The sequence below is a fragment of the Polymorphospora sp. NPDC050346 genome (assembly GCF_040655695.1).
Lineage (GTDB): Bacteria > Actinomycetota > Actinomycetes > Mycobacteriales > Micromonosporaceae > Polymorphospora > Polymorphospora lycopeni.
On sequence record NZ_JBFAKM010000067.1, the window covers coordinates 1 to 22,096 of the forward strand.

A 22,096-nucleotide genomic window follows, 5' to 3' on the forward strand; every position below is an offset into this window, starting at 1 on the left:
GCCCTCGGCCTCGACCACTTCGAAGGCCGCTCCTGGATCGGCTGGCACCGCCACGTCACCCTCGCCACAGCCGCCCAACTCTTCCTCACCCAACTCCGGACCACACACCCAAAAGCAGCAGGGCAGACCTGAGCCTGTACGCCGTTCTCCGCGAACTGCAGTACCTACTCGCGACCTGGCTCGGATTCTGCCCACTCTGCCACCAACTCGTCCCAACCTAACAAAGCACTACTAATTGTCTGCGTCGTAGTGGTCGCGGTGGGCCTGGACGGCGTCCATGTGGTCTTGCGCCCAAGTTCTGAGCTGTCGGGTGGTCTGGTGCAGGGAAAGACCGAGGTCGGTTAGCGCGTAGTCGACGGTGACTGGAACGGTAGGCGTGACGGTGCGGGTGATGAGACCATCGCGCTCCAGCGAGCGGAGCGTCTGGGTGAGCATCTTCTGGCTGACGCCCGCGATGAGGCGTGAAAGCTCGGAGTACCGCATGGATGCCGGGGGGCCGGCGTTGCCCGCGCCGTCACCGCCGAGCGCGCACAAGACGAGCACGACCCATTTGTCGGAGAGTCGGTCGAGAAGCTGGCGGCTCGGGCACACGGCCAGGAACGCGTTGTAGGCACTCTTGGCCTGGTTTCGTTTCTCGGCTGCGTTCGTTGTCGCCACGGCGGTCACCTTTCGCACAAGGGCGTAACGCACTTCAAAGTGCGTACTTTCCAGTAGAGAGTTGCTCTCCAATACTCATGCAGGAGGGAGCGGAACGCCACCCTCCTGATCTGCGCGATGAAAGGAAACACGATGACCTCATCCCCTCCCGCGCTTCCCGGCGGCACCTGGAACCTCGGCGACCGCACCGTCACCCGGTTCGGATACGGGGCCATGCAACTCGCCGGCCCCTGGGTCATGGGACCACCCGCCGACCACGACGGCGCGATCGCCGTGCTGCGCGAAGCCGTTGACCAGGGCATCACGCACATCGACACCAGCCACGCCTACGGCCCGCGCGTCACCAACCATCTGATCCGCGAAGCACTGCATCCCTACCCGGCCTCGCTGCTCATCGCCACCAAGGTCGGAGCGACCCGTGACGCCGAGGGCGGCTGGCCCACTGCCCGGCGACCCGGCGACCTGCGGCAGCAGGTGCACGAGAACCTCGAGTCCCTCGGGGTGGAGAGCCTCGACCTGGTGAACATGCGCATGGGGGACGCCACCGGGCCGCAGCCCGGGTCGATCACCGAAGCGTTCGAGACTCTCGCCGAGTTGCAGGAGCAGGGCGTGATCCGTCATCTCGGCGTCAGCAATGTCACCGCCGAACAGGTCGCTGACGCACGGAAGGTCGCTCCGGTCGTGTGCGTGCAGAACATGTACAACCTCGCCCACCGCCACGACGACCCGCTGATCGACGACCTCGCCGCCGACGGCATCGCCTACGTCCCCTTCTTTCCCCTCGGCGGCTTCACCCCTCTCCAAGCAGAAGCCCTCTCGGCATTGGCCACCCGACTGAACGCGACGCCGATGGCCGTCGCACTCGCGTGGCTGCTGCAACGCTCGGCGAACATCCTGCTCATCCCCGGCACCTCCAAAGTCGCGCACCTGCGAGAGAACGTCACCGGAGCCGCGCTCGCCCTATCCGCCCAGGATGTCGCAGAACTGGACAGCATCAGCGGCTGACGCTCCCCGGCGCTCGGGCGCCCTCCCAGGCTGCGCGCAACCCGGTCGTACTGGAGCACGAAGCAACTGCCATCGCTTCTGTACCACCTACGCGCACGACCGAGCACGCGGCGGGCGATGTGACGCTTCAATGCTCGGATCGCCTCGGTATTGGAGTTCCCAAGCACCCGCCGCGCGGCGAGGTAGTCCTGCGCGGGCGGGTACATGCATTTCTGCGTGATCGCGATACGGTGGCTCGCGGCGTTCATCCTCCGGTCCCGTGTCGGTTCCGCCGGCGCGACCGGCATCAACGGCTGGGCCGCCTGCCAGAACTCGTCCGGAGCCCAGGTCCGCACCATGCCGTCCACATCGACCATCATGCAAAGAGGATGGCCAGCCAGGCCAGCACATCATTAATTTGGGATGGGCCCTCAGTGCAACGGTGCGCCTTGCTCCGCCATGAACGGCACCGGGTCGACCGCCGTGACCGAGCGGCGGCTTTCGAGGTGTACCTCGAAATGCAGGTGCGGGCCGGACGAATGCCCGGATGACCCGACGAGTCCCACCACCTGCCCGACAGCAACTGTTTGTCCTTCCCGGACCAGTGGCCGGGTGAGCATGTGGCAGTACCGGGTGACGATTCCGCCGGCGTGTCTTATGTCGGCATACCAGCCACACCCTGGCGTGCGCGGTGTGCCGTCGATGTCGCAGCCGTGGCTGGCGGGCACGACGTTGCAGCGCACAACAGTGACGGTGCCGGCCGCAGCGGCCCGTATCGGGGTGCCTCGTGCCGCGGCAAGGTCAACTCCGTCGTGGCCGGGTCGCTTACTCGTCCGGAATCCCGACACGATCGGCGCCTCCACCGGCGCCGTCCACGGCCCGACCGCGGCATCGCAGTCCGCCGGTGTTGCCGCCGACGCGGTGATCGGACCGGACACCACCCGGACGAGCAGGCGCGCGTCGGATTCATGCCGGGCGTACGCGTCGGGGTAGGCGCTGCGTTGCACCGCCTGGGCGGCGTTGGTCAGCGGCATCGTCGGCCAGCCGGGCACGCTCAGCAGCTTCTCGTAGAACTTGCCTGACGCGTACACCGGGTCGTGGATCTGTTGGGGCGTTCCCCATCCTTGGCTGGGCCGCTGCTGGAACAGGCCGATCGAGTCGCGGTCGCCGCCTCGCAGGTTTCGCAGGCTTGATTCCTGGATGGCGGTGGCGACGGCGATGACCCGGCCGCGGACGGGTACTCGCATCTGCGCGCCGACGGCGGCGATGGTGGCCGCGTTGGCGACCTGTTCGGCGTCGAACCGGCCGACCGGCCGCCACCCTCCTGTCGAGGCGGCGGCTGGTGCGGTGACGGTCGGCGTGACACACGCGGTGGCCGTATCGCTGCCGACGATCAGGACGGAGCCGGCGACGCAGGCGATGACGCTTGCCACGATGGACGAGATCAGAGCTCCGGTCGGTCTGGTCATCGCCGCTCCCCTGTGGGTTGGGGCTGGGAACCTGCTGACGGTGTGGACATGAATTCCTCCAGAAACACAAAAAGGGCGCGCTGTGCGCGCCTGTGGAAGGCGAGAAGGGGTCCGGGGTGCCGGGTGGCGGCGGTTGCCGGCCAGGCGGAACGTGGCCGGACACGCACCGGGTGCGGTCACGGGATGCCGGCGGGCGGAACTGTTGGACCACCGGCTGGTGCTGCCGGCTACGACGCCGGGCGCAGGGGTGCCGTCCCGTCGGACCGGCTGGTGTGGCCGGGGTCGTGGGTCAGGCGCAGCGCGGTCGGAATCGGTGATTCCAGCAGGCCGGCCTGCCCGGCACGGCGGACGAACTCGATCTGCCGGCGGCTGCAGCTGTAGCGGGAGGCGATGTCGGCAAGGTCGGGTTCGTCGCCGCGTAGGTCCGCCCAGATGTCCCGCCAGCGCTGGTAGGCGTCGGGGTCGACCGGAATGCGCCGCATCAGGTCGACCGACACATACGGCGGCTTGTCGTTGTCGCCCTCCGCATCAGGTGGAAGGGCTCCGGCCGGTTGTTGGTGGGTGGCATCGCGGTGGCGCAGGGCCGCCGCGACGCGCAGGGATCCGTCCGGGCATAGCCGGTGGTAGGCGACGATCGCCTCGTCGACGGTTTCGATACCGAGCAGCAGAGCGGTCCGGTAGGCGCCGTAGGTGTCGCGGACGGCACCCAGGCCCGGGGTCCAGCGGCGCCAGCCAAAGGTCGGCAGACGCCTGCCCCGCCGGCCGCTGTCGCGTTGGAACCAGCGCCGGAACCGGCCGAGGACTGCCTCCAGCAGCACGGGCCCGGCAAGCGACATCGCCGGGAAGAACCACCACGCGTCGGGTGCCGCACCGGGCGCGGTGGCGTAGCGCCAGTTGGCGAACGCGGACCCGAACGCGAAGCACCACACGAGCAGCCCGAAGATGCCGGCGGGTTCGCCGCGCCAGGCGCAGTAGACGGTGAGCAGGACGCAGACCCCGGCGGCGGCGTCCAGAGCGACGAAGACCAGCCACGGCCACGGTCGTGGCAGGTTCAGGCCGGTGGGCGCGCCGGCCCAGGCGATGAGGTCCTGGGACGACAACGCGATCGGGGCCAGGATCACCACGGTCAGCAGGATCGCCACCACAGTGAGCAGAACTCCGATCGCGGCACGGGACACCGTGGCGTGCTCCGGTCGGGGCGGGGCGGGCGCGGCGGCGGTCACGGCCGCCTCCGCTGTGCGGTCCGGCTACCGGATGGTGTCCGCCTGGCGGGTGTCGCCCGGCTGGTGGAGCAGACCACAGGTGGTTCGGGTGGATGCGGGCGGGCGGCATCCGGTCGCTGTTTCGCCGCCCGCGAACGTGCCGGTCTTGCGTCGGCCGTGCTGCGCCGACGGCCAGGTATGACGTCGATGTGCATGATCACCTCGCATGGTTTGGTGTGCCGGCACCCCCGTGGTGGGGGTGCCGGCACGGCGATGCGCAGGTGTGCCGACGCCCCGGTTCGGGCGTGCGTTACTACCTCGGCCCGGGTTCGAAGACCGCGGTGAGATGGATGGATGCCGTCCTTCGGACCAGGGACGGGAGATATCGAAAGGCCGCTTGCGACCCTTCGGGTGTCACCGCGGGCCCGGCTCGCTGTCGCGGAGCTACCGTGCCGCGTGTCGGCGTCGCAGTCCGACGCCGGCCATCTGGAGCAGGATGCGGCGTGCGACGGGCGGCGCGGAACGGTCGAAGCGGCGTCGCGTCGTGGTGCCGTACCGTGCCGCCATGACAACCATCGACGTCGTGCTCGCCGCCGGCTCCGGCATTGTCGCCGGGCTAACCGGGACCATCGGTGTCGCGCTGCTGCTGCGCAGCCGCCGTCACCGCGATGCGGTCATGTGGCGCGGCGGGCGCATGGGTGCCCCGCGGTTGTTGGGCTCGATGTTCGTGTTGATCGGGTTGGCCATGGCCACAATGACGGTGAGCAGGGTCTTCTTCGAGCCTGGAGGTGGCGCCGACGGGCTCATGTTCCTTGTGGGAACGGTCTTTGTCGGCGCGGCCATCGTCACGGGCGTGCGGTGGTTCCATCGACGCGATGAGCACCGCACCGCGGGCTGAAGCCCGCGACCGGCTGCCCCGCACCAACCATCCCGCCAGTTCAGGAGTGGAACGACCAGTGCCCGGGTTGCGGTGCGTCGAGCGGGTACGACGGCGTGTGGTCGTGGGCGAGGATGGCCGCTCCGGGCCGGGGCGGACAGGCGGTGCCGTCGTCGCGGATCGTGGCCGCACAGGCCTGTTCGGTGCAGTGCCGCCGGCTGCCGTGGAAGATCACCGCGAAGGTGAAGCCGCTCGCGGTGTGGACGAACAGTGACCGGCTGCCGTCCCTGCTGATCTTCGTGCGGGCACCGAAGGCCATGCTGAACAGCCGGGCCAGCTGGTGGTGCCAGCTGGTCAACGCCTCCAGGTGGATGTCGCTGGCCTGGCCGTAGTAGCGCCCCAACGCGTCGATGTGGGACTCGGCGGCGGCGATGACGTCGGTGGCGTCACGTGCCACATGCAGCTCGTGCACCAGGGGGCGGCGGTCGACGGCGACGGCTGCGGGTACGGGCGCGGCCGGGTCGTCGTACATCGACGGCATCACGTTGGCGATGTCGACGCTGACCGTGACACCGGTCCCCCATTCGACGGCCCGCTGGATGGCCGCCGCCGCGACCACCTGCCACTGGTTGACGGGGATGGCGTAGTCGGCCTGGTCGAGGCGGTGCGCGGCGGTGTAGTCGTCCAACGTCGCGCCGTGGTCGGCCAGCAGCGGCCCGAACACCGCCCGGACGGTGCGGACAAGCAGGTCGGCGGTGCTCGTCGCGTGGGTGAGGTCGGTGAGGATGGTGTCGAGTTCGGCCGCGGTGAACGCCCGGCGGACCCGGTAGCCGTGGTTGCTGGTGGTCATGATGTCCTCCCAGGACGGTATGTGGTGGCGAAAGTGGAGACGGTGGCTTCGGCCGGCACCCGACGCCGCCTGTTGGGGCGGAGCACTCCGCCGGATGCGGCCCGACTACCGGTCACGGCGTCGACATGTCGTCGAGGGCGGACGGTGGGATGCCGGCGGCGAGTGCCTCGGACAACAGGACCGCGAGGCGGTAGCCGGGTTGGGCGTGCAGTGCACGCCCGAGGGCGATCGATGCGACGGCCCCGTCACCGCGGCGGTAGGCGACGTAGCCGAGCAGTGTTGCCGGTCCGGGAACCAGCTCGGGCTGGGCCCGGCGGGTCAGGTCGAGCCACAACCGCATGTCGTGCTCCTGGCCGTCGGTGTGCAGTACGGCGTGGTCGCGCACGGGCGTGTGGGTGAGCAGGACCGCGAGCCAGGCAGCCTCGTCGTCGGTCAGATGCCCGCCCTGCCGGTACCGGTCCACGGCGTCGGCGACCGCCGTCCGACCCGAGCGCAGAACGACCTCGTCGAGATCCGGCGTGCCGCCCTTGGACGGTGCCGCCGGGGCGGGCTCGTCGGGGGTATGTAGCAGGGCGGCCATCCGTTGGGCGGCCCGGTCGGTGGCGTCACGCATCGCCGTCCTGGCCGGGCCGTCCACCGGCGCGACAGTGGCCTGCAGGCTCTCGCGGTCCGGAAGGGCGACGACACCGGCGTAGGTGGCGTGGGCGGCCATCGCGCTGCTCGCCGGATCGAACGCGATGCCTTCAACAGGGCAGCAGGGCGCGTGGCACCAGTCGACGAAGTATCTGCCGTCGGTGACCCGCAGGGAGTCGCGTACCGGCAGATTGACCCCGTGCAGTGCGACGGTGATCGCGTCCGTCGCCGCAACGACCTGTTCCTGCGGGCCGTATCCGATGATCAGGGTTTCCTGAACGAACTGCCGGGCCATGACGGCGGCGACGTCCTGGGCTACGGAGTCGGGGGTGTCCGGGTCTTCGGGAAGGCTGGTGCGGGCGGCGAACCTGACGCGCTGGTCGTGCAGGCCGACGATGACGATGCTGTCGCCCGGGTGGTATCCGAGCAGGTACGGCACGAGCGCGAGAAGGTCGACCGGGGAGGTCGCCTTCAGCACCGGTGGGTGTTCGCTGGTCATGGTGATCCTTTCGATGCGGGTTGGGGTTGTCCGGACGGTGCGGGTGGGCGGGACGGGCGCGGTGGCGGGCGGGTCTCCACCGCCGCCGCTGCCGGCAGACCGGATGGCTACCGGCAGCGATGCGGCTGGGCGGTCCGGGGTCGCGGCCGGCACAGCATTGGTGGGTGATGCGAGCTGCCGCCGTTCGTCGGCGGCGGACCGACGGTCGAGCAGGCGTCAGCCGCTGTCCGCCCTGACCGGTATCGGCGGGCCCGGTACCGGGTGGATGGTGTCGACCTACCCGCCGCGGCCGCGTCGCCGGCTACGGCCACGCGTACGGCTCGACCACGCACGGCGGATGGTGTCGGGTTGTGCCGCTACCCGGCTACAGGGCAGCGATCGTGGTGACGAGCCTGGTCACCGCCTGGGGAATGTCGGCCTCGAGCAGGTCCGGTGGCGGCTCGTCGTGGACGGTCACCGAGTTGCGGCTGTCGCCGCGGAACCGCACCACCTGGTAGTAGCCTCCGTCGACGTCGATGGCCACGACGATGCGGACCTCGGCGTCGGCCATCGCCGGAACCTGGTTGATGTCGCCGTGCCGGTAGTCGGCGTACGGCCGGAACTGCCAGCCTTCGAACGCGAACGCCATGCCGGCGAAGGTCCGGCGTCGCGGCTCCAGCCAGGCGGTCGTCCGGCTCCTGGTCTCGGTGTCTGCGATGTCGTCGGCGATCCGGTTCAGCACGACCGTGGGATGCAGGGCACGGCCCGGCTGGTCCGGGTCGGGCATGTGCCAGATGTCGGGCCGGTACGGGACGGGCTCGGCGACGACAAGGCGCGGGCCGGCGTCGTCGCAGGTCCGGTCGTGGAACAGGCCGAGCAGCATCGGTGGGGCGTCCCAGCCGAATGCCTCGGCGGTGTTCTCGATGGTGACGAGCAGGTCGGGCAGAACCTTGCGGATCATGTGGTGCAGCACTTCTTCTCCTGTCATAGACGTGGTGGTGCGCCGGCCCGGGCGGGCGGCGCAGGCTGCCGGCGGTGGGTTGGCGGGATCGGCAGCGCCGGGTCGCCGGTGGGGCAGGGCGGGCCGTGGCGGTACGGCCGCGGCCCGCCCTGCACCAGATGCCGGATCGTGGACGTCAGCGCCGGGCCGCGATATCCAGCGCACGCAGGCCGGCCGCCTCCATGGCGTGTGCGGTGTCGGCGTCGGCGATGGTCTGTGCCGCCGACGTGACCGCGTGCATGATTCCGCCGGCGGTCAGCTGCCCGCCGCGGATGAAGTGGTTCAGGATCGTGGCCTGCTGGTCGGCGGTGAACGACAGTGCCTTGGCGACCGCCTCCACCGTGGGTGCCGCATCGCGCACCGGGACGGCAGCCTTCGACTCGAGGTCGCGGATCTTCGCCGTCAGGTAGTCGGCGTTCAGGTAGTGCTCCACGGCGTCGCGGGACTGGGCGGTGACCAGTTCCAGCGCCCGCCGCTCGGTGTCGCGCGACCACCGCACCACACCCTCGTCGAGCCGGGCGCCGAGGTGCACCTTGCTCAACGCGTCGGCGGTGATCGTCAGCCCGTTGCCGCAGATCTGCACCGTCAGCCGGGGCGTGATGGTGAACCGTCCGGCACCGACCTCGGAGTTGCTCAGCACGAAGCCGGCGAACAGGACCGGCTCGTCACCGGACGCGTATGCGAGGCTCTCCCGGCCGGCGGCCTGGGCGACCCGTTGCGGCGTCCAGCCGTCACCGACGTCGTGGCCGCCCCACGGCGACCGGTAGCCGGCGAGCAGATCCGGGGCGAACGCCTTGATCTGCGGGGCGACGACGCGAACGTACATGCGTCGTTCGGTGAGGTCGCAGCCGTCGATGTCGACGTCGACGCCGGCACGGCGGACCCCGTCGAGGGCGGCCATCAGCACGTCGAGGTTGTCGACGATGCCGTACCGGTCCGACAGCAGGGCGCGGGCGATGCCCGGCCCGCCGCCGCTGCCGCGAAAGCACCGCACCAGGAACGAGCGGGTCTCCGGCGGGGTGGCGTCGCGCAGCCAGCCGTTGACGTTGGCGTCGTACAGGTCGGGTCGGTTGGCCCGCAGCCGCCGCAGGTAGGCGACAGGGATGCCGAGCTTAGCTGCCAGCCCGTCGTCGAACACCTCGGTCGGGGTGTAGACGCCGTCGGTCGCGGTGACACCGTCGGCGGTGATCTCGACGTCGGTGCCGGCCAGGACCAGCTGGGCGTCGCGGGTGCCGATCGTGGCGGCCGGGGCGACGACGTCGAGTTTGCGGCCGTGCTGATCCTGCAGCATCGCCGCGAGATCCTGCAGGGTCGCGTTGCGGGTGGTCAGGGCAGTGTTCATCAGGGTCTTCTCCTTTCGATGGGGTGACCCTTTGGTGGCCCCGGGACGCACGTACGCCCCGGGTTGAATCGCCGGCTGGTGGCGTCGAGGCCGCGCACGTCCCCGCAGCCGGCCGGACGGGTGGGGTGTGGCAGGGTGCGCGGGTGAGCGACGAACGTGCGGCGCTACAGGCCGTGGTCCGGCATGCGGTGGATCTCGACGGCGACTACGACGGCATCGCGCCGTCCATCACGGCGTTGAAGTCGTGCGGGGACACGGCCCTGGTGCCGCTGCTGCACGAGGCACTCGACCGGTTCCTCGACGACGGCAACTTCTACGGCCGCGACCTGATCGCCGACATCCTGGCCGGCAGCCAGGAGATGGCGGCCCTGCCGGTGCTGTTGCGCGCGTCTTCGCGTGACCTCGGCGACGACCAGGACAGCCTCAGCGCCCTGATCATCGATCTGATGGACGAGGATCGGGCCGCCGCCCGCATCACCGTGCTCGAGTTCGCCGCCAGCCACGTCCCTGAGCTGCGCCGGACCGGGCTGTGGGCGCTCGGGTTCGTCGTCGAGTCAGCAGATGCCGACCTGTTGGCCGCCGCCGTAAATGACCCCGATCCGCGGGCCAGGTCCCTGGCAGTCGGCTCACTTCAAGATCCGTCCGAGAACAACCGGACATTCGACGTGCTCGTCGGCGCGCTGCACGACCGCGACGAGCAGGTGCGGGTCTCGGCAATCAGCAGGCTCGGCTACACCGGGCGGATCGACGCGGTCGCGCCGATCGCCGCACTGGCGTCGGATACCGCGCACAGGGTCCGGGCCTGGGTCGCCTACGCCCTCGGGCGGCTGGGGCACCCCGACGCGGCACCGGTGCTGCTGCACCTGCGGCAAGACTCCGATTCGCATGTCCGCAGCAACGCGATAGAGGCTTTCGGGTCGATCGGCGGACCGGTCGCTGTCGACGCGCTGCTGACACTGGCCGACGACGACGATCCGCAGTTGCGGGCCCGCGCCGCCGAGGCGCTGCCGAAGGCCGTCGACTTCGATCCGCGCGTCGAGCGTCAGCTTGCGGTGCTGCTAGGAGACAGCGAGGCGGCGGTGCGGGCGGCCACCATCAGAGGGCTCGCCAGCGCCGCTGGCAGGTATCCACAGGCGGTGCCGTTGGTGGTGGGCCTGGCCGGTGATCCGGATCCGACGGTCCGCCAGCGGGTTGCGGTGGTGGTGCGGCGTCTGGCACCCGACGCAGCCCCGGACATCCTCCGCCGGTACGTCGACGACCCCGACCAGACCGTGCGCTGGCTCGCCGACACCGAACTGACCCGCCTCACCGACCCCGGCGCTACTGGCCAGTGAGTCCCACAGGCTGCCCCGGTCGGCAGGCCGCAGCTTCCCGGTTGCGGGCGTCGGCGGCACCCGCCCCGTCGCGGACGGCGGGCACGGGCGGGCCTGTGGTCGAACCGGCTGGCGGTCGCCGGGGGCGTCACCGGCTCGGGCCGGTGATGTCGATCAGCGGCCGGAACCGTTCCGCCAGCTGCAGGAACCGGTTCGGAGTGGACGGGTTATGCCGCGGCAGCTCGGTGGCGGCGAGTCGTAGCGCCTGGTGGACGACTCTGGCGTCGTCGGCGGTCACCAGCAGCGGCACCAGCTCGTCGGGAGTCGTCGGCGCCCGGGTGTCGGCGACGGGGTTGATGTCACGGCGGCGCACGAACGGCCGCTGCGCGGCCGGGGTCGGCGGACCGTCGCGGTCCGGGTCGTATACGAAGACCCGGCTGCCGCCGGCGGCCTTCGCCGAGTACATGGCGGCGTCGGCGCAGGCCATCACAGTGGCGGCGGCACTGCCGTTGCCGGCGGCGACCCCGACGCTGGCCCGCGGCTGGATCCGGTAGCCGGCGATCCGGACCGGGCCGCACATCGCCGCACCGATCGCCGCCGCCAGGTCTGCCGGATCGGTGTCGGGGGCGAGGATCGCGTACTCGTCGCCGCCGTGACGCACCAGCAGCCCGCCTTTGGGCACGGCCCGTAGCAGCCGCTCGGCGACGGCGGCCAGATAGCGGTCGCCGGCGGCGTGTCCGAGACTGCCGTTGAGCGCGTGCAGGCCGTCGACGTCGCCGACGGCGACGGTCAGGGCGACGCGCCGCCGGTCGGCGCGGCACAGGATCCGTTCGGTGACGGCCCGGGTCGGTAGCCCGGTCAGCGGGTCACGGTGGGCGGCGGTGCGGCCGGCGGCGGTGAGCAGCCAGGCGCTGGCGAACGCCGCGCACGCCGCGACGACGGCGGCGCCGTGGATCGTGGCGGCGAAGGCGACGCCGGCCAGGACGGCGGCGACGGGTGTCGATGCCGCACGCAGCCGTCGGGAGGCGTCTGGCCAACGTTGCCCGAAACTCTCAAAGATGATCATGTTCTGTCCCGAGATGCGAAGGCGGCACGGGCCGGCACGCCGGTACCGGTGTCCGCGGGGCGGGGCTGATGAAATGCGGTCGGGGCGTACGGGTGTCCGGCCGTGGACCTGCCGACCGTCGACGCAGCCGTGGCGCAGGTCAGGCGGCGGTCAACCCGACACGGTTCGTCGTTCGGTGCGCCACCACATTGCGGCGCTGACAGCGACGGCCAGCCGGCCCCGCCGTCACCCGGGCACCGGTCCGGCCCACGTGAGCCCTCGGCAGCTACGGAATCCCGGCCGGCGATCAGCGGCCGCATGGTGACCTGCCACGGCCACAGCGGGCCGGCGACGGTGTGCAGACCGTCGGCGTCGGCTGGCAGCGGCTGCACATCGCCGTCGCGGTCCCCGAATCGGATCGCGTGCGCCTGCCCGTCGTGCACGGTGATGATCGCGGGTAGCAGCGTCAGGTCGCGGCGGTCACGCCAGCGGCCCACCAGGTCGACGGCGAGCCGGGCCAGTACCGGCCAGGTCACGCGCACGACCGGATGGCCGGCGCGACGGCGACGTCGGGCAACCAGGCCCGGATAGCTGCCGGAAAGTCCGGCAAGCGTGACCCGTGCCGCAATCCAGCGGGCATGAGTCGGCTGCGGTGTAGCCATAACGGGTGCATCCCTTCGAGTGGGTGGTGCACCAGGCGCACACGACGGCCCGCCCGTCGGCCGGGCGGACATGGTGCGCCCGGCGCGGAGGCTGGTCAGCTGCGCGGTTCGTCGTCGGCGACGTGTCGAAGCGTGCGTAGGCTCAGGCGATGGCACGTCGTCGTCGCCGGCTGGTCGTCGGATCGCAGCGGTTCGTGTGGTCGGTCGACCACACCCATGACGCCGCCGACAGCCCGGACGGCGGTCGACGCCGGACCGGCTGCCGGGAGACCGTGCGGATATGGCGTGAGGACGCACCCGGGCACCTTGCCGTGGTCTTCGAGGCGGGTGCGGATGCGTTCCCGCACTCCGGCGCCGTGCGACGCCCCGACGGTCACAGCCTGAACCTGAACGAGCCCGGCGTCGTCAGGGCGCTGCTCGACGAGACGCTGGCCCGCGGCTGGCAGGCTGCCGCGCCCGGCCGGGCACAGTTCGACGGCTGGGCGCTGTTCGACGCGGTCGTCGCCCGCCACGCCGGTCGCGGGGACGACGTAGGCACCGACTCGCACCCGGTGTAGGGAGGACGCCGATCCCGGCCCGCCGCACACCGACCCGCAGCCACCGCACGTCGGTGTGGTGACGCTGTGCCTGCTGATGTGCGTGCCTGGTCCGCTGATGTGCCAGGTGCAGGTCGGCGGCCGGGCTGCGGTGGCAGGGACGTGGTCGGAATGTGTGCGCGCGACGTCGGACCCGGCCATCGATGTGCCGGCGACGGCCGGGAACGTGGCGAGCAGCGTGCCGGGGATGGCCTGGCCGCTGTCTTCTCGCCCCGCCCGGCACACCGTGGTGTGCAGCACGTCGTCGATGTTGGCAGGAGCGTCGTTCGAGTCGTCGCCCATCCGCGGCGGGCCGGGTCTGCCGCTGCCCGGGTGCGGGGCCGGCAGGTGCCGGACGGGCTGGAGTGGCCGCCGGCCACCACCCCGGTCACCGGTACTGGCCGCGGCCGGCGCACCGGTTCGTCGCCACGTGCCGCCGACGACCGGCCGCATCGTCCGGCGCACACCCCGCGTGGACGACGTCGGCTGCCCGCACAGACGCGAAAGGGCCACGCCGACGGCGTGGCCTCGGGTGGCACCGATCAGGACGTGAGCGTTGACGGCGACGAGCCCGCACGGCAGCGCGTCGGCGCCTATCCGGCCAGCGGCGCCCGCGCCGGCGGCCGCACCCCGGCCGGGCCTCGCGTCTGGACCACGGGCGGTGTGGCGATCGGCCGGCGGCGGGCCGCGGTTGCCGGCCGCCTCCGGACGACGCCGATGCTCAGGTCGCCCGGATCGACCGTCGCGTGGCGGTAGCCGGCGACGGTGGCACCACGCAGCAACTCGACAACCGGCCGGTACAGCGGCAGGTACCACAGGTAGGTGATCGGGCGGCGCACACCCGAGACCGGCTGGGATGCGCCGAACTCGCCGGGGTCGATGACCTCGTGCGCCTCGAGGGTCCAGCCGCCAGTGGGAACACTGCCCCGTTCGGCATAGACGGCGCGCGGCACACCGAAGCGCCGCTCCAAGCCGGGCACACCGGCACTGAGCAGGTACACCACGTCGCACACGACCATGGTCAGCGCGGGCTCGCCGCGCACGGTCGCCCAGTCGGGCTGGTAGAGGCTGGCAGGGGCGGCGACAGCGTGCTCGGCCAGGTCCAGCACGGCACGCAGGTCGAAACGGACAACCATGGCGGTGACTCCTTCAATCTCGTACAGGTGCGGGCGACAGGTCGCCGCGGACGGCGGCGGGCCGGGTGCCGGTGGCCCTGGCCCGCGATGGGAATGTGTGGCGTCCCGCTGGGACGCTGGTGTGTGCGGCGTGGTCACAGTGGCGGGCCGCACAGGCTGGCGCCGTGACCCGCCGCCGGCCGACGGGCGGTGCGGCAGAAGCTGCCGGCCCGCCCCGGTCCTGCTGCCGCCTCGGCGGCCGCCGTCACACGGCGACGGCCACCACCGACGCCTGCCGGTCCAGCCGGGACAGGTGCTCGTTCGCCGCCCGCAGGTACGTCAACTGGTCCGCCAACCGTTCGCTGTCGCAGGTCAACAGCCCGCTGTGCGGGCCGTCGACGATCGCCAGCCCGTCACCGGGAACCGCGGCGAGCCAGGCCAAGTTGAGGTAGGTGGAGTGGCCGGCCTGGAACGCCTCCAGGCTGGCGGTCGGCAGTTCGCACGGCTTGTGCGGCATCGCGTTGAACGCCGACATCGCCAGCAGTCGCGGCTGAGCCTGGTAGTCGGCTCGGGCCCGGGCCAGCGGGTAGCGGCCGGGGTCCGCCCGGTATCTGTCGACGAAGACCCAGAACGGGTGTGCCGGCCGGGTGTCGGCGACGACGTGGCGCCACCACTGCCACTGGAGCGTGGCCGCGGCCTGTGTCTGACGGCGCATCCGCTCGAGATCCAACAGCCTGAGCGGGCCGCCGCAGGTCAGGCCCTGCCAGCGGTCGACGAGCTGACCGCCGCGCCAGGTCCTGGCGGCGAAGTGCGGCACCACACTGTGGGTGGCGATGTCGTAGTCGGCCAGGGCGGTCCGGGCCAGGTCCGGCAGCAGCTCCGGCTTCGCGGGCCCGGGCAGGCAGACGATCATGGTTCGGCTGGTGAGCCGGCGCCGGTACGGGCGCTTGACGGTGGTGGGTTTGGCGGACACGGCAGGTGAACCTCCTGATTCGGGTAGGGCTCCGCAAACGAGCTCGCGGGTGGACCCCGGACCGGGGCGAAGAGAAAGTGGGTGCCGCATTCCCCGTTGGCGGGTGGTGGGCGGAACGCAGACGCCGGGCAACTTGTTGCCGGGCACGGCAGTTGGGCCGTTACGGGCGTCGGTGTCGGCGGGTTTGCCGATCATGTCGGCGTTGGCCGAAGGTGGTGCATGGTGCTGCGGTGGCTGGTGCCGGTGTTGCGGGTCGGCCGGGCTGGCCGGAAGGTGTCGCGGGCAGGGCGTGGGGGCCCGGAGGAGAAGGTCGCGCCGACCGGCGGTGAGGCGGGTGGGCATGTGCGGCTTCTACATCGGGGCGGGCGACGCCCGAGGTGGTGCTACAGGGGTTCTTCGAAAGAAGGCCTTGACCGTAGCCCGGCAACCCAACTGTCCCGACCCAACCGGATCCTGGGCCGAGACGACGCCCCTGACCAGCCCGTTAACCCGCGAGTGACGGCCCGGTTGGGTACGCCACCGCACGTCAGGCCAACCCTGGTTGGGCTGCCTCCCGGCGATGTCGCGCCCGTTGGGTGCCTGTCCACAAGGGCTCATCGCGCCGGTACTCCGGCTACGTGACCGGGGCCTGCAGCTCTATCCTTTCGCGGTGACCTACGCCGACCTCACGTTCGAGCAGTGGAACAGACAGTCTGACGACGCTTGTCGACGGATCGCGCAGGAGATCGCCGACCGGCACGATCTGTCCGTCCTTGGCCTGAAGGACACGGCCTACGCGGGGCGGTCGCACCGGACGGCGCTGTTCGACCGCAACGGGATGCGGTTCGCCCTCGTCCCCGCCGGCAGGCCGACGCTCGGCTACGATGCGTCCCGCTTCCAGCCCACCGCCGAGCAGGCTGACAGCTACGCCGAGAGCGCCGACGAGATCGGGCTTCCACCGTTGACCGAGTACGTCGACGCGATGACCTCCCCGCAACGCCCGGCCGAGATCCCCGCCATGCTGGTCGCAGTGGAGGCATTCGATCCCTGCGTTGTCCCGCTGGCTGCCGACGACCCCCGGGTGCTCGAAGTCGTCGCGTCGGCCGGTACCCGCAGCGGCACATACCAGGTCTACCGAGCAGGCAGCGGGTTGAAGGTCGAGTTCGACCAGAACGGCGAGGTCAGGCGTGCTCGAGCAACCCGCCAGGTCTCCTACGACGAGGCGCTGGCCGCGCTCGCAGACATGGGGCTACGTACCACCAGCCCGGACGAATGGGAGTGGGCGTGCGGGGCAGGCGCGACGACCCTCTTCCGCTGGGGTGACCAGAGCGCCAACGACGGCTACCCGTACGACCACAAGACCGGTCCGCACCGCGAGACGAACCTGTGGGGTCTGGTAATCGCGCAGGACCCCTACAAGCACGAGGCGACCACCGAGCGCACCATCGTATGTGGAGGCGACGGGGGCGGCACCACGTGTGGCGGGGACGGATTCTTCCTGGGCTGGCTGACCCTCGCCACCGCCTACCGCGACAACGAGTTCGGCCAGTGGCTCGCCTCCGACGACAATGCCGACGAGGTGCTGACCCGACCGGTGATTGCACTCGACTGAGCGCAGCTCATTCCGACGCGAGCCGGTGCCGCCGGTTCGCGGACTGGCTGCCCGGACTCCGGGTCCATCCAGGAGAGGTCACTCAACTACAACCCAACCCAACCCGGCCGGTCGGCAGCAGCGGTGAACCGACCGTTCCGACCCAACCACGTCCGGCCCGGAAGGTATCGGGAAGTCGCCCCGGTTCCGGTTTGCAAAACAACCGCGCACGCGACCACGCTGTGGCATCGGCCGTTGACGTCGCGTCGTACCCATGGGCGGCCCGAAAGGATGGTGTGGTGGAGGATGGCCGAGGCTCCGTCGGCGGGTCGCGGTCCGTGGGTAGTTACGGTAGGCCATCCCGCCTGTCATCGACGCGGGCAAGCCGAGCAGACCACCGCCCGGCCCTCCAGCGTCCGAACCTGGAGAAGGTCCGCTTGACGTGGTGGGCCGGACGGTGGCCCGCTCCCCAGGAGGGCGGGTCGACGGCAGACGGGTTGGCAATAGAAATTCGTGCATCGGAGGGCATTTAAGATGCCGCTCAGCCTATGCGCGGTATCAGTTAGGCGAATCCTGGCAGTGCGCCTTCAGCGTTAGACCTTAGCTGGCTAGCACCAACTGGCCAGGGTTGGGCTTATGTAGATCTGCCTCACGTTTCCAGGATTGAAAAGGTTATGAATGGCGTCGAGATCGACTGTGTCCCAGTTGCAGAAGTTCGCCCTCGAACCGTCGGCGAATCCCACGTAGCCGGACCAAGCGTTCGCACGGAGGTCCCACCCTCTAGAGTTGAGGGAGTAGGTGCCGCTGCAATTCCGCCACCAAGAAGTGACAGCACCCCCACTCCCAATGTATCGGTACTGGAGGGAGTTGTCTTGGCATCCGGCATGCGCCGGTCCAGCGACGCCGAAAACCCCTGCTCCAATGGCCACGATTACCGTAGTGGCGACGGAAATGAGCCGTCTTCTCAAATTCATTCTTTCCCCCGTCTTTCATGTGCGAGAGGTACCGATGGGTGACCGCACTATCTAATTGAGAGGGTGAGGGCCTGCATGCAGTGACTGCTCCCCGACCCTTCAGCGGCGCACATCGAAGGTAGCAAATCTTTACCTAAGGGGCAACGGCCTCTTCTCGGCGAAGACCATCGCCCACGTGTCGGAGGTGCCGAGCCAGCAAAGCAGTGGGGCGAGTTGGCGGGACAGTTCGTTGGCCACCCTGGGGACGGGGTGCGGCGCGCTTCCTGACGTCGAGAACAGCGGAGCTCGCCCAGGCTGGTGGGGGGCTCCGCTGGAACGGCACGGCGGATGCAAGGCTAGCCCGTGTTTCGTAACGCATTGATGGATCGGCGCGGCGGTGGCCGGTAACTGAAGAGGTCTCCGATGGGTGGTTTAGCGACCAAGCAAAACCGAAGACCGACCGGAGACCTCGTGCCGAGATTAGCGGCAGCGGCGATCCACAACGGATACAACTCGGACCGCAGCAAGTTCAGGTGGTGACCGGAGATCCCGGTGAACGCGGGATGGCTGAAGACACAACGCGCCCAACGGACCGACACCCGCAGTTCATCGACCACACCGACCAGCCCGCACCCAGCACCCCACTGCGCACGAGGTCGTTAGGACTGAAACGGCCGGCGGATGCCGATTCGGTTGGCCCACATGGGTGCTGTAACCACCCGGGCAGCAACCGCTACCCCGGCCCGTCAAGAAGGTAGAGCGGGTCCTGGTCGGGTGTGGGTGGGCCGGGGTGGTAGGGGCCGGGTCGGCCGGCGTGGGCCGGTAGGTCGGCCAGGTGGAGCCGGGCCCGGCCGTTGCCGGCCAGCCGCCACACCGGTCCGGCGGGGCCAGCGCCGTTTACGCGGTCGCGGGCGGCGGTGGCGACGGTGATCCCGGTCAGGGTGGTGGTGGCGAGCTTGTGGTGCAGGTTGGTTTCGCGGGTGGTGGTGGGCAGGTAGATCAGGATCGGCCAGTGCGGTCCGTCGTCGGCGCGTAGCCGCCGGTAGGCGGCGAGTTTGCCGACCAGGGTGCCGAGGGTTTCGGTTCCGGTGTCGTACTCCAGCAGGAAGCCGACCTCGGTGCCGTGGTGGCGCCAGACGCCGTGCCCGTCGGGGTGGACGCGGCGGCCGAGGGCGGCGGCGATGCGGTGGTCGGGCCACCAGCGGGTGAGTCTGCAGCCGGCGTGGGTGCGGGAGTGGACGATGAGGTCGACGAAGAACTGGTTGGTGCCGGTGGTGTGGTGCAGGTGGGGGCTGGCGGCGGTGGCGTCCTGGCGGTCGCGGACGGCTTTGACGGTGGGTGGTCGCTCGCCGCGGGCGAGGGCGGCGTAGCGGGCGGAGAGCAGGCCGGGTACCCAGTGGGCGGGTAGCCGGTCGCCGTGTCGGGTCGGCAGGAACTTGTCGATGAAGCCGAGGTGGCGTAGCGCGTCGAGTCGGTTGCGGCAGGTACGCGGTGAGGTGAACAGGGTGGTGTGGATCTGGGGGGCGGTCAGGACACGGTGGTCGTCGAGGAGGTGGGCCAGGACGTAGTCGCGTGGTTGCAGGCGGGCGGTGATCCGGCGCACGGACTTCGCCGCTGGGGGGCGCCGGGGTCGGGGTATTGATGGTTCCCCCGGTCGGAAGGTATCCCCCTTGGGGATATTTAGGGGCAGCTGACGGTTGCCGGTCATGGGCTCCTACCTGCGCGAATGGCTCGGTTGGGTGGGGTTTTTGCGGGTGAGGGGTTGCCTGGGGGTTTGCCCAGGGGTTTGCCTGGGGTGTTGCCCGGGGGTTTGCCTACCCCTGCCGGCGGGGTCGCGGCGGTCGGCGTCGGCTGGCGTCGCCGGCCCGTCGGGCAAGATTTTCGATGCCGGACGGTTCGGTGTCGACCGGGCGGGCGACGGCCTGGCGGATGGCGGTGGTTTCGCCGACCGGGTCGACCGGTGGCCGGGTTCGCATCGTGAATGCCGCGGTTTCGCGGGAGTCGACGACGAGCCGGGCGGCGGCTGTGTAGGCGTCGAGGTGGCTGAGGTCGTATTCGTCGAGTTCGGGCATGGTGTGCCGGGCCAGTTGGGTGGCGTCCTCCGGCGAACACGAGAAGTAGATCTTGTTGCGGGCGTTGGCGGACAGGGCCAGTTGGATGTCGCGGGGCAGTTGGGTCAGGTTCTGGTGTGCCAGGACCAGGGACAGGTGGTAGCCGCGGGCTTCGGCGAGCATGTCGCTGACCGATCCGGCGAGGTTGAGGACGTTGTGTGCCTCGTCGATGTAGAGGGTCGCGTCGCGTCGTTCGTTTTCCGGTAGCCGGGTGCGGGCGGTCGCGGCCTGCCAGACGGAGGCGAAGACGAAGCTGCCCATGAGTTTGGCGGTCTCCTCCCCCAGTTGGCCTTTGGGGAGCCGGGCGATGAGAATGCCGCCGTCGAGGACGGCGCCCATGTCGAAGTTGGACTGGGATCTGCCGAGGGTGCGCAGGACGAAGTCGCGTAGCAGGAAGCTGCGCAGCCGGGCCAGGACCGGGCCGATGACCTGTGCGCGCAGTGGCGGCGGTGTCGCCTCGTACCACTCCCAGAACCCTTTCAGGCCGGCCGGGTCGTCGAGGTCGGCGGTGAACCGGGCCCGGAACTCCTTGCTGTTGAGCAGTGGTGGGACGAGGGTCAGGTTGGCGTTGGCGTGCCGCATCAGGGTCAGGCACGCCACCCGCAGCACGTCGTCGATGCGTGGCCCCCAGTGGCGTTGGAAGATCCGGGAGAAGATGCTGACGATGTTGTCGACGACGAGGTCGTCGTCGAAGCCGGACAGCGGGTTGAGGGTGGCGCCGTCCGGCTGGTCGGGGTCGATGAGCACCAGCCGGTCGGCGACGGTGGCCGGCAGCCGGTCGAGGATGTCCAGGGCCAGGTCGCCTTTGGGGTCGATGACCACGACGCCGCGGCCGGAGTGGATGTCGTCGAGGACCATGTGGCACATCTGGGTCGACTTGCCCGAGCCGGTGGAGCCGAGCAGGTGCACGTGTTGGCGGGCGTCGACGACGGACACCGCGACGCGGTGGCCACCGACCTCGGCGCGGCCAAGGATCTTCATGCCGCGGCCGCCGGCCGGCACCGCCACCGGCGCGGGAAGGGTCTTCGCGCGGGCCCGGTCGAGTCCGGGGACCGCGACGTCGGTCGGCAGGCCGGCGACGGCGGCCAGTTCGGCAGCGGACATCAGGAACCCGCGACGCAGCGGCCGGGCGGCGATCACCGCCGCCGGGCGGGCCAGCCGTGTCGGGCGCAGCCGGTTGCGGCCGGTGTAGGCGCCGAACGCCGACGCGATGCCGTGGGCGACGGTGGTCAGCCGGGCGGTGATGGTGTCGGATGCGCCGCCGCCGCGGGTGTTCGCGGCGGTGTAGCGGATCGCGGCCTCCCACTGCGGGCCGAGGCTCTTGTCGAGCGCGGAACGGGCGTCGCGGTCGCGTACCGGGTCCGCCGGCCGCCGGGCGCCGGCGCCCGCACCGGTCCGGGCCGGGGTCGTCAGATCGGTGGCGAGGTCGAGTACGGCGCGCAGCCAGCGTGCCGGGTCCAGTACCGGGCCGGGTGGGCGGCCGGCGCGCAGCCCGACAACGCCGTGCCGCAGCCGGGCGGTCTGGCCGGTGGTGGCCGGGCGGGCGAGAACCTGGACACAGACGTGTTCGGTGGAACGCAGGCCGCCGGCGGCGGCGACCAGGGCCCGCATCGGGTCGGTGTCGTGGTCGACCCGCAGCGGATACCAGGCGGGCAGGGTCGGGGCCAGCACCCCGCCCACCGCCGTCACGCCGGCCGGTACCGGATCGGTGGCGTCGGTGAGGGTGCACGAGGCGCCGGGCCAGGCGGCGCGGACAGCGGCGGCAACCAGGTCGGCCGGCACCGTCGCCGGCACCCACACCACGACCGTCAGCGCCCGTCCGGACCACCGGTACTCCAGTGCCACGTGCGGTATGCCGTCGATGAGCCGCCGCCACCGGGAGCCGACGGTCAGCAGCGCATGCAGGTTCGCCCACCACGCGTGTACGCCGGCCGGATCCACCTGCGGCGGTGGGGTGACGACGATCTGGCGGGCACCCCGGGTGAGGCGCCGCTGCCGGCGGCGCCAGACCGCTGCCCGTACCGCGGTGGCGGCGACAACCGACACGAGTACGGTGGCGGCGATCCACGGCCAGCCGGCCGTCGCCGCGTCGACCAGGTCGGCCACCGCTGGCCGGGGTCCGGCCGGAACCGGATCGGGTGGCATCAGCTGTCGCTTCACAGGTCTGTCTCCCCGGTCAGGTCGGCCAGTCCTACCGGAACAGCACGAAGTTCCTTCTTGCCTTTGGTGCGATCTCCGGGCGTTGTGGCTGCCCAGGTCAGGCGGCTGGGGTGGAGGTCGCGGGTTG

The 22,096-nt window shown here is 70.8% G+C and carries 18 protein-coding genes and 1 pseudogene; 6 read left to right on the plus strand and 13 right to left on the minus strand.

The window, feature by feature from the left end:
* Nucleotides 1-132: pseudogene (locus tag AB0I42_RS35760) on the plus strand (IS701 family transposase); the annotation flags it as partial.
* A gap of 99 nt (nucleotides 133-231) precedes the next feature.
* Here AB0I42_RS35760 and AB0I42_RS35765 read toward each other — a convergent pair.
* Entirely contained in the window at nucleotides 232-657 is a 426-nt protein-coding gene (locus AB0I42_RS35765; protein ID WP_357544204.1) for a helix-turn-helix domain-containing protein, read from the minus strand.
* Between the two features lie 132 nt (nucleotides 658-789).
* Here AB0I42_RS35765 and AB0I42_RS35770 point away from each other — a divergent pair, with 132 nt between their 5' ends.
* A complete protein-coding gene (locus AB0I42_RS35770) occupies nucleotides 790-1,662 on the plus strand; it encodes an aldo/keto reductase family oxidoreductase (RefSeq protein WP_357544205.1) in 873 nt (290 codons plus the stop codon).
* A gap of 410 nt (nucleotides 1,663-2,072) precedes the next feature.
* Here the strand turns inward: AB0I42_RS35770 and AB0I42_RS35775 are convergent, their stop codons facing one another.
* Together AB0I42_RS35775 and AB0I42_RS35780 are read right to left on the minus strand one after the other, a co-directional pair.
* Complete coding sequence (locus AB0I42_RS35775; RefSeq protein ID WP_357544206.1) at nucleotides 2,073-3,110, minus strand: M23 family metallopeptidase; 1,038 nt, start codon at nucleotides 3,108-3,110, stop codon at nucleotides 2,073-2,075.
* A 227-nt stretch (nucleotides 3,111-3,337) separates the two neighbouring features.
* A complete protein-coding gene (locus tag AB0I42_RS35780; RefSeq protein WP_357544207.1) occupies nucleotides 3,338-4,333 on the minus strand; it encodes a DUF2637 domain-containing protein in 996 nt (331 codons plus the stop codon).
* Nucleotides 4,334-4,877: 544 nt separating this feature from the next.
* On the opposite strand from AB0I42_RS35780, the gene AB0I42_RS35785 reads away from it, so the two are divergent.
* Entirely contained in the window at nucleotides 4,878-5,210 is a 333-nt protein-coding gene (locus tag AB0I42_RS35785) for a hypothetical protein (RefSeq protein WP_357544208.1), read from the plus strand.
* A 40-nt stretch (nucleotides 5,211-5,250) separates the two neighbouring features.
* Here AB0I42_RS35785 and AB0I42_RS35790 read toward each other — a convergent pair whose 3' ends face one another.
* From AB0I42_RS35790 to AB0I42_RS35805, 4 genes are all read right to left on the minus strand, one after another.
* Nucleotides 5,251-6,039 carry a hypothetical protein gene (locus AB0I42_RS35790; protein ID WP_357544209.1) on the minus strand — a complete coding sequence of 263 codons (789 nt, stop codon included), beginning with the start codon at nucleotides 6,037-6,039 and terminating at the stop codon, nucleotides 5,251-5,253.
* A 112-nt stretch (nucleotides 6,040-6,151) separates the two neighbouring features.
* Nucleotides 6,152-7,171, minus strand: coding sequence for a DUF4192 domain-containing protein (locus AB0I42_RS35795; protein ID WP_357544210.1), 1,020 nt, complete (start codon nucleotides 7,169-7,171; stop codon nucleotides 6,152-6,154).
* Nucleotides 7,172-7,535: 364 nt separating this feature from the next.
* Nucleotides 7,536-8,138: a hypothetical protein gene (locus AB0I42_RS35800; RefSeq protein ID WP_357544211.1), complete on the minus strand. Its 603-nt coding sequence runs from the start codon at nucleotides 8,136-8,138 to the stop codon at nucleotides 7,536-7,538.
* A gap of 148 nt (nucleotides 8,139-8,286) precedes the next feature.
* Nucleotides 8,287-9,492 (minus strand): DUF932 domain-containing protein, encoded by a 1,206-nt coding sequence (locus tag AB0I42_RS35805; protein WP_357544212.1) that lies wholly within the window; start codon nucleotides 9,490-9,492, stop codon nucleotides 8,287-8,289.
* A gap of 143 nt (nucleotides 9,493-9,635) precedes the next feature.
* Here AB0I42_RS35805 and AB0I42_RS35810 point away from each other — a divergent pair, with 143 nt between their 5' ends.
* Nucleotides 9,636-10,826: a HEAT repeat domain-containing protein gene (locus tag AB0I42_RS35810; RefSeq protein ID WP_357544213.1), complete on the plus strand. Its 1,191-nt coding sequence runs from the start codon at nucleotides 9,636-9,638 to the stop codon at nucleotides 10,824-10,826.
* Between the two features lie 127 nt (nucleotides 10,827-10,953).
* Here AB0I42_RS35810 and AB0I42_RS35815 read toward each other — a convergent pair whose 3' ends face one another.
* Together AB0I42_RS35815 and AB0I42_RS35820 are read right to left on the minus strand one after the other, a co-directional pair.
* Nucleotides 10,954-11,871 (minus strand): GGDEF domain-containing protein, encoded by a 918-nt coding sequence (locus AB0I42_RS35815; protein ID WP_357544214.1) that lies wholly within the window; start codon nucleotides 11,869-11,871, stop codon nucleotides 10,954-10,956.
* Nucleotides 11,868-12,386, minus strand: a complete 519-nt coding sequence (locus AB0I42_RS35820) for a hypothetical protein (RefSeq protein WP_357544215.1) — start codon at nucleotides 12,384-12,386, stop codon at nucleotides 11,868-11,870. Before AB0I42_RS35820 ends, AB0I42_RS35815 begins: the two co-directional genes overlap by 4 nt.
* 275 nt (nucleotides 12,387-12,661) lie before the next feature.
* Here AB0I42_RS35820 and AB0I42_RS35825 point away from each other — a divergent pair, with 275 nt between their 5' ends.
* Nucleotides 12,662-13,069, plus strand: coding sequence for a hypothetical protein (locus AB0I42_RS35825; RefSeq protein ID WP_357544216.1), 408 nt, complete (start codon nucleotides 12,662-12,664; stop codon nucleotides 13,067-13,069).
* Nucleotides 13,070-13,680: 611 nt separating this feature from the next.
* Here AB0I42_RS35825 and AB0I42_RS35830 read toward each other — a convergent pair.
* Nucleotides 13,681-14,223 (minus strand): hypothetical protein, encoded by a 543-nt coding sequence (locus AB0I42_RS35830; RefSeq protein ID WP_357544217.1) that lies wholly within the window; start codon nucleotides 14,221-14,223, stop codon nucleotides 13,681-13,683.
* 244 nt (nucleotides 14,224-14,467) lie between these two features.
* A complete protein-coding gene (locus tag AB0I42_RS35835; RefSeq protein ID WP_357544218.1) occupies nucleotides 14,468-15,175 on the minus strand; it encodes a hypothetical protein in 708 nt (235 codons plus the stop codon).
* Between the two features lie 649 nt (nucleotides 15,176-15,824).
* On the opposite strand from AB0I42_RS35835, the gene AB0I42_RS35840 reads away from it, so the two are divergent.
* Entirely contained in the window at nucleotides 15,825-16,766 is a 942-nt protein-coding gene (locus tag AB0I42_RS35840) for a hypothetical protein (protein WP_357544219.1), read from the plus strand.
* A 1,665-nt stretch (nucleotides 16,767-18,431) separates the two neighbouring features.
* Here AB0I42_RS35840 and AB0I42_RS35845 read toward each other — a convergent pair.
* Nucleotides 18,432-19,301, minus strand: coding sequence for a replication-relaxation family protein (locus tag AB0I42_RS35845; protein WP_357544220.1), 870 nt, complete (start codon nucleotides 19,299-19,301; stop codon nucleotides 18,432-18,434).
* A 211-nt stretch (nucleotides 19,302-19,512) separates the two neighbouring features.
* On the minus strand, nucleotides 19,513-21,969 hold the full coding sequence (locus AB0I42_RS35850; protein ID WP_357544221.1) for a DUF87 domain-containing protein: 2,457 nt from the start codon (nucleotides 21,967-21,969) through the stop codon (nucleotides 19,513-19,515).
* Nucleotides 21,970-22,096 lie beyond the last annotated feature (127 nt).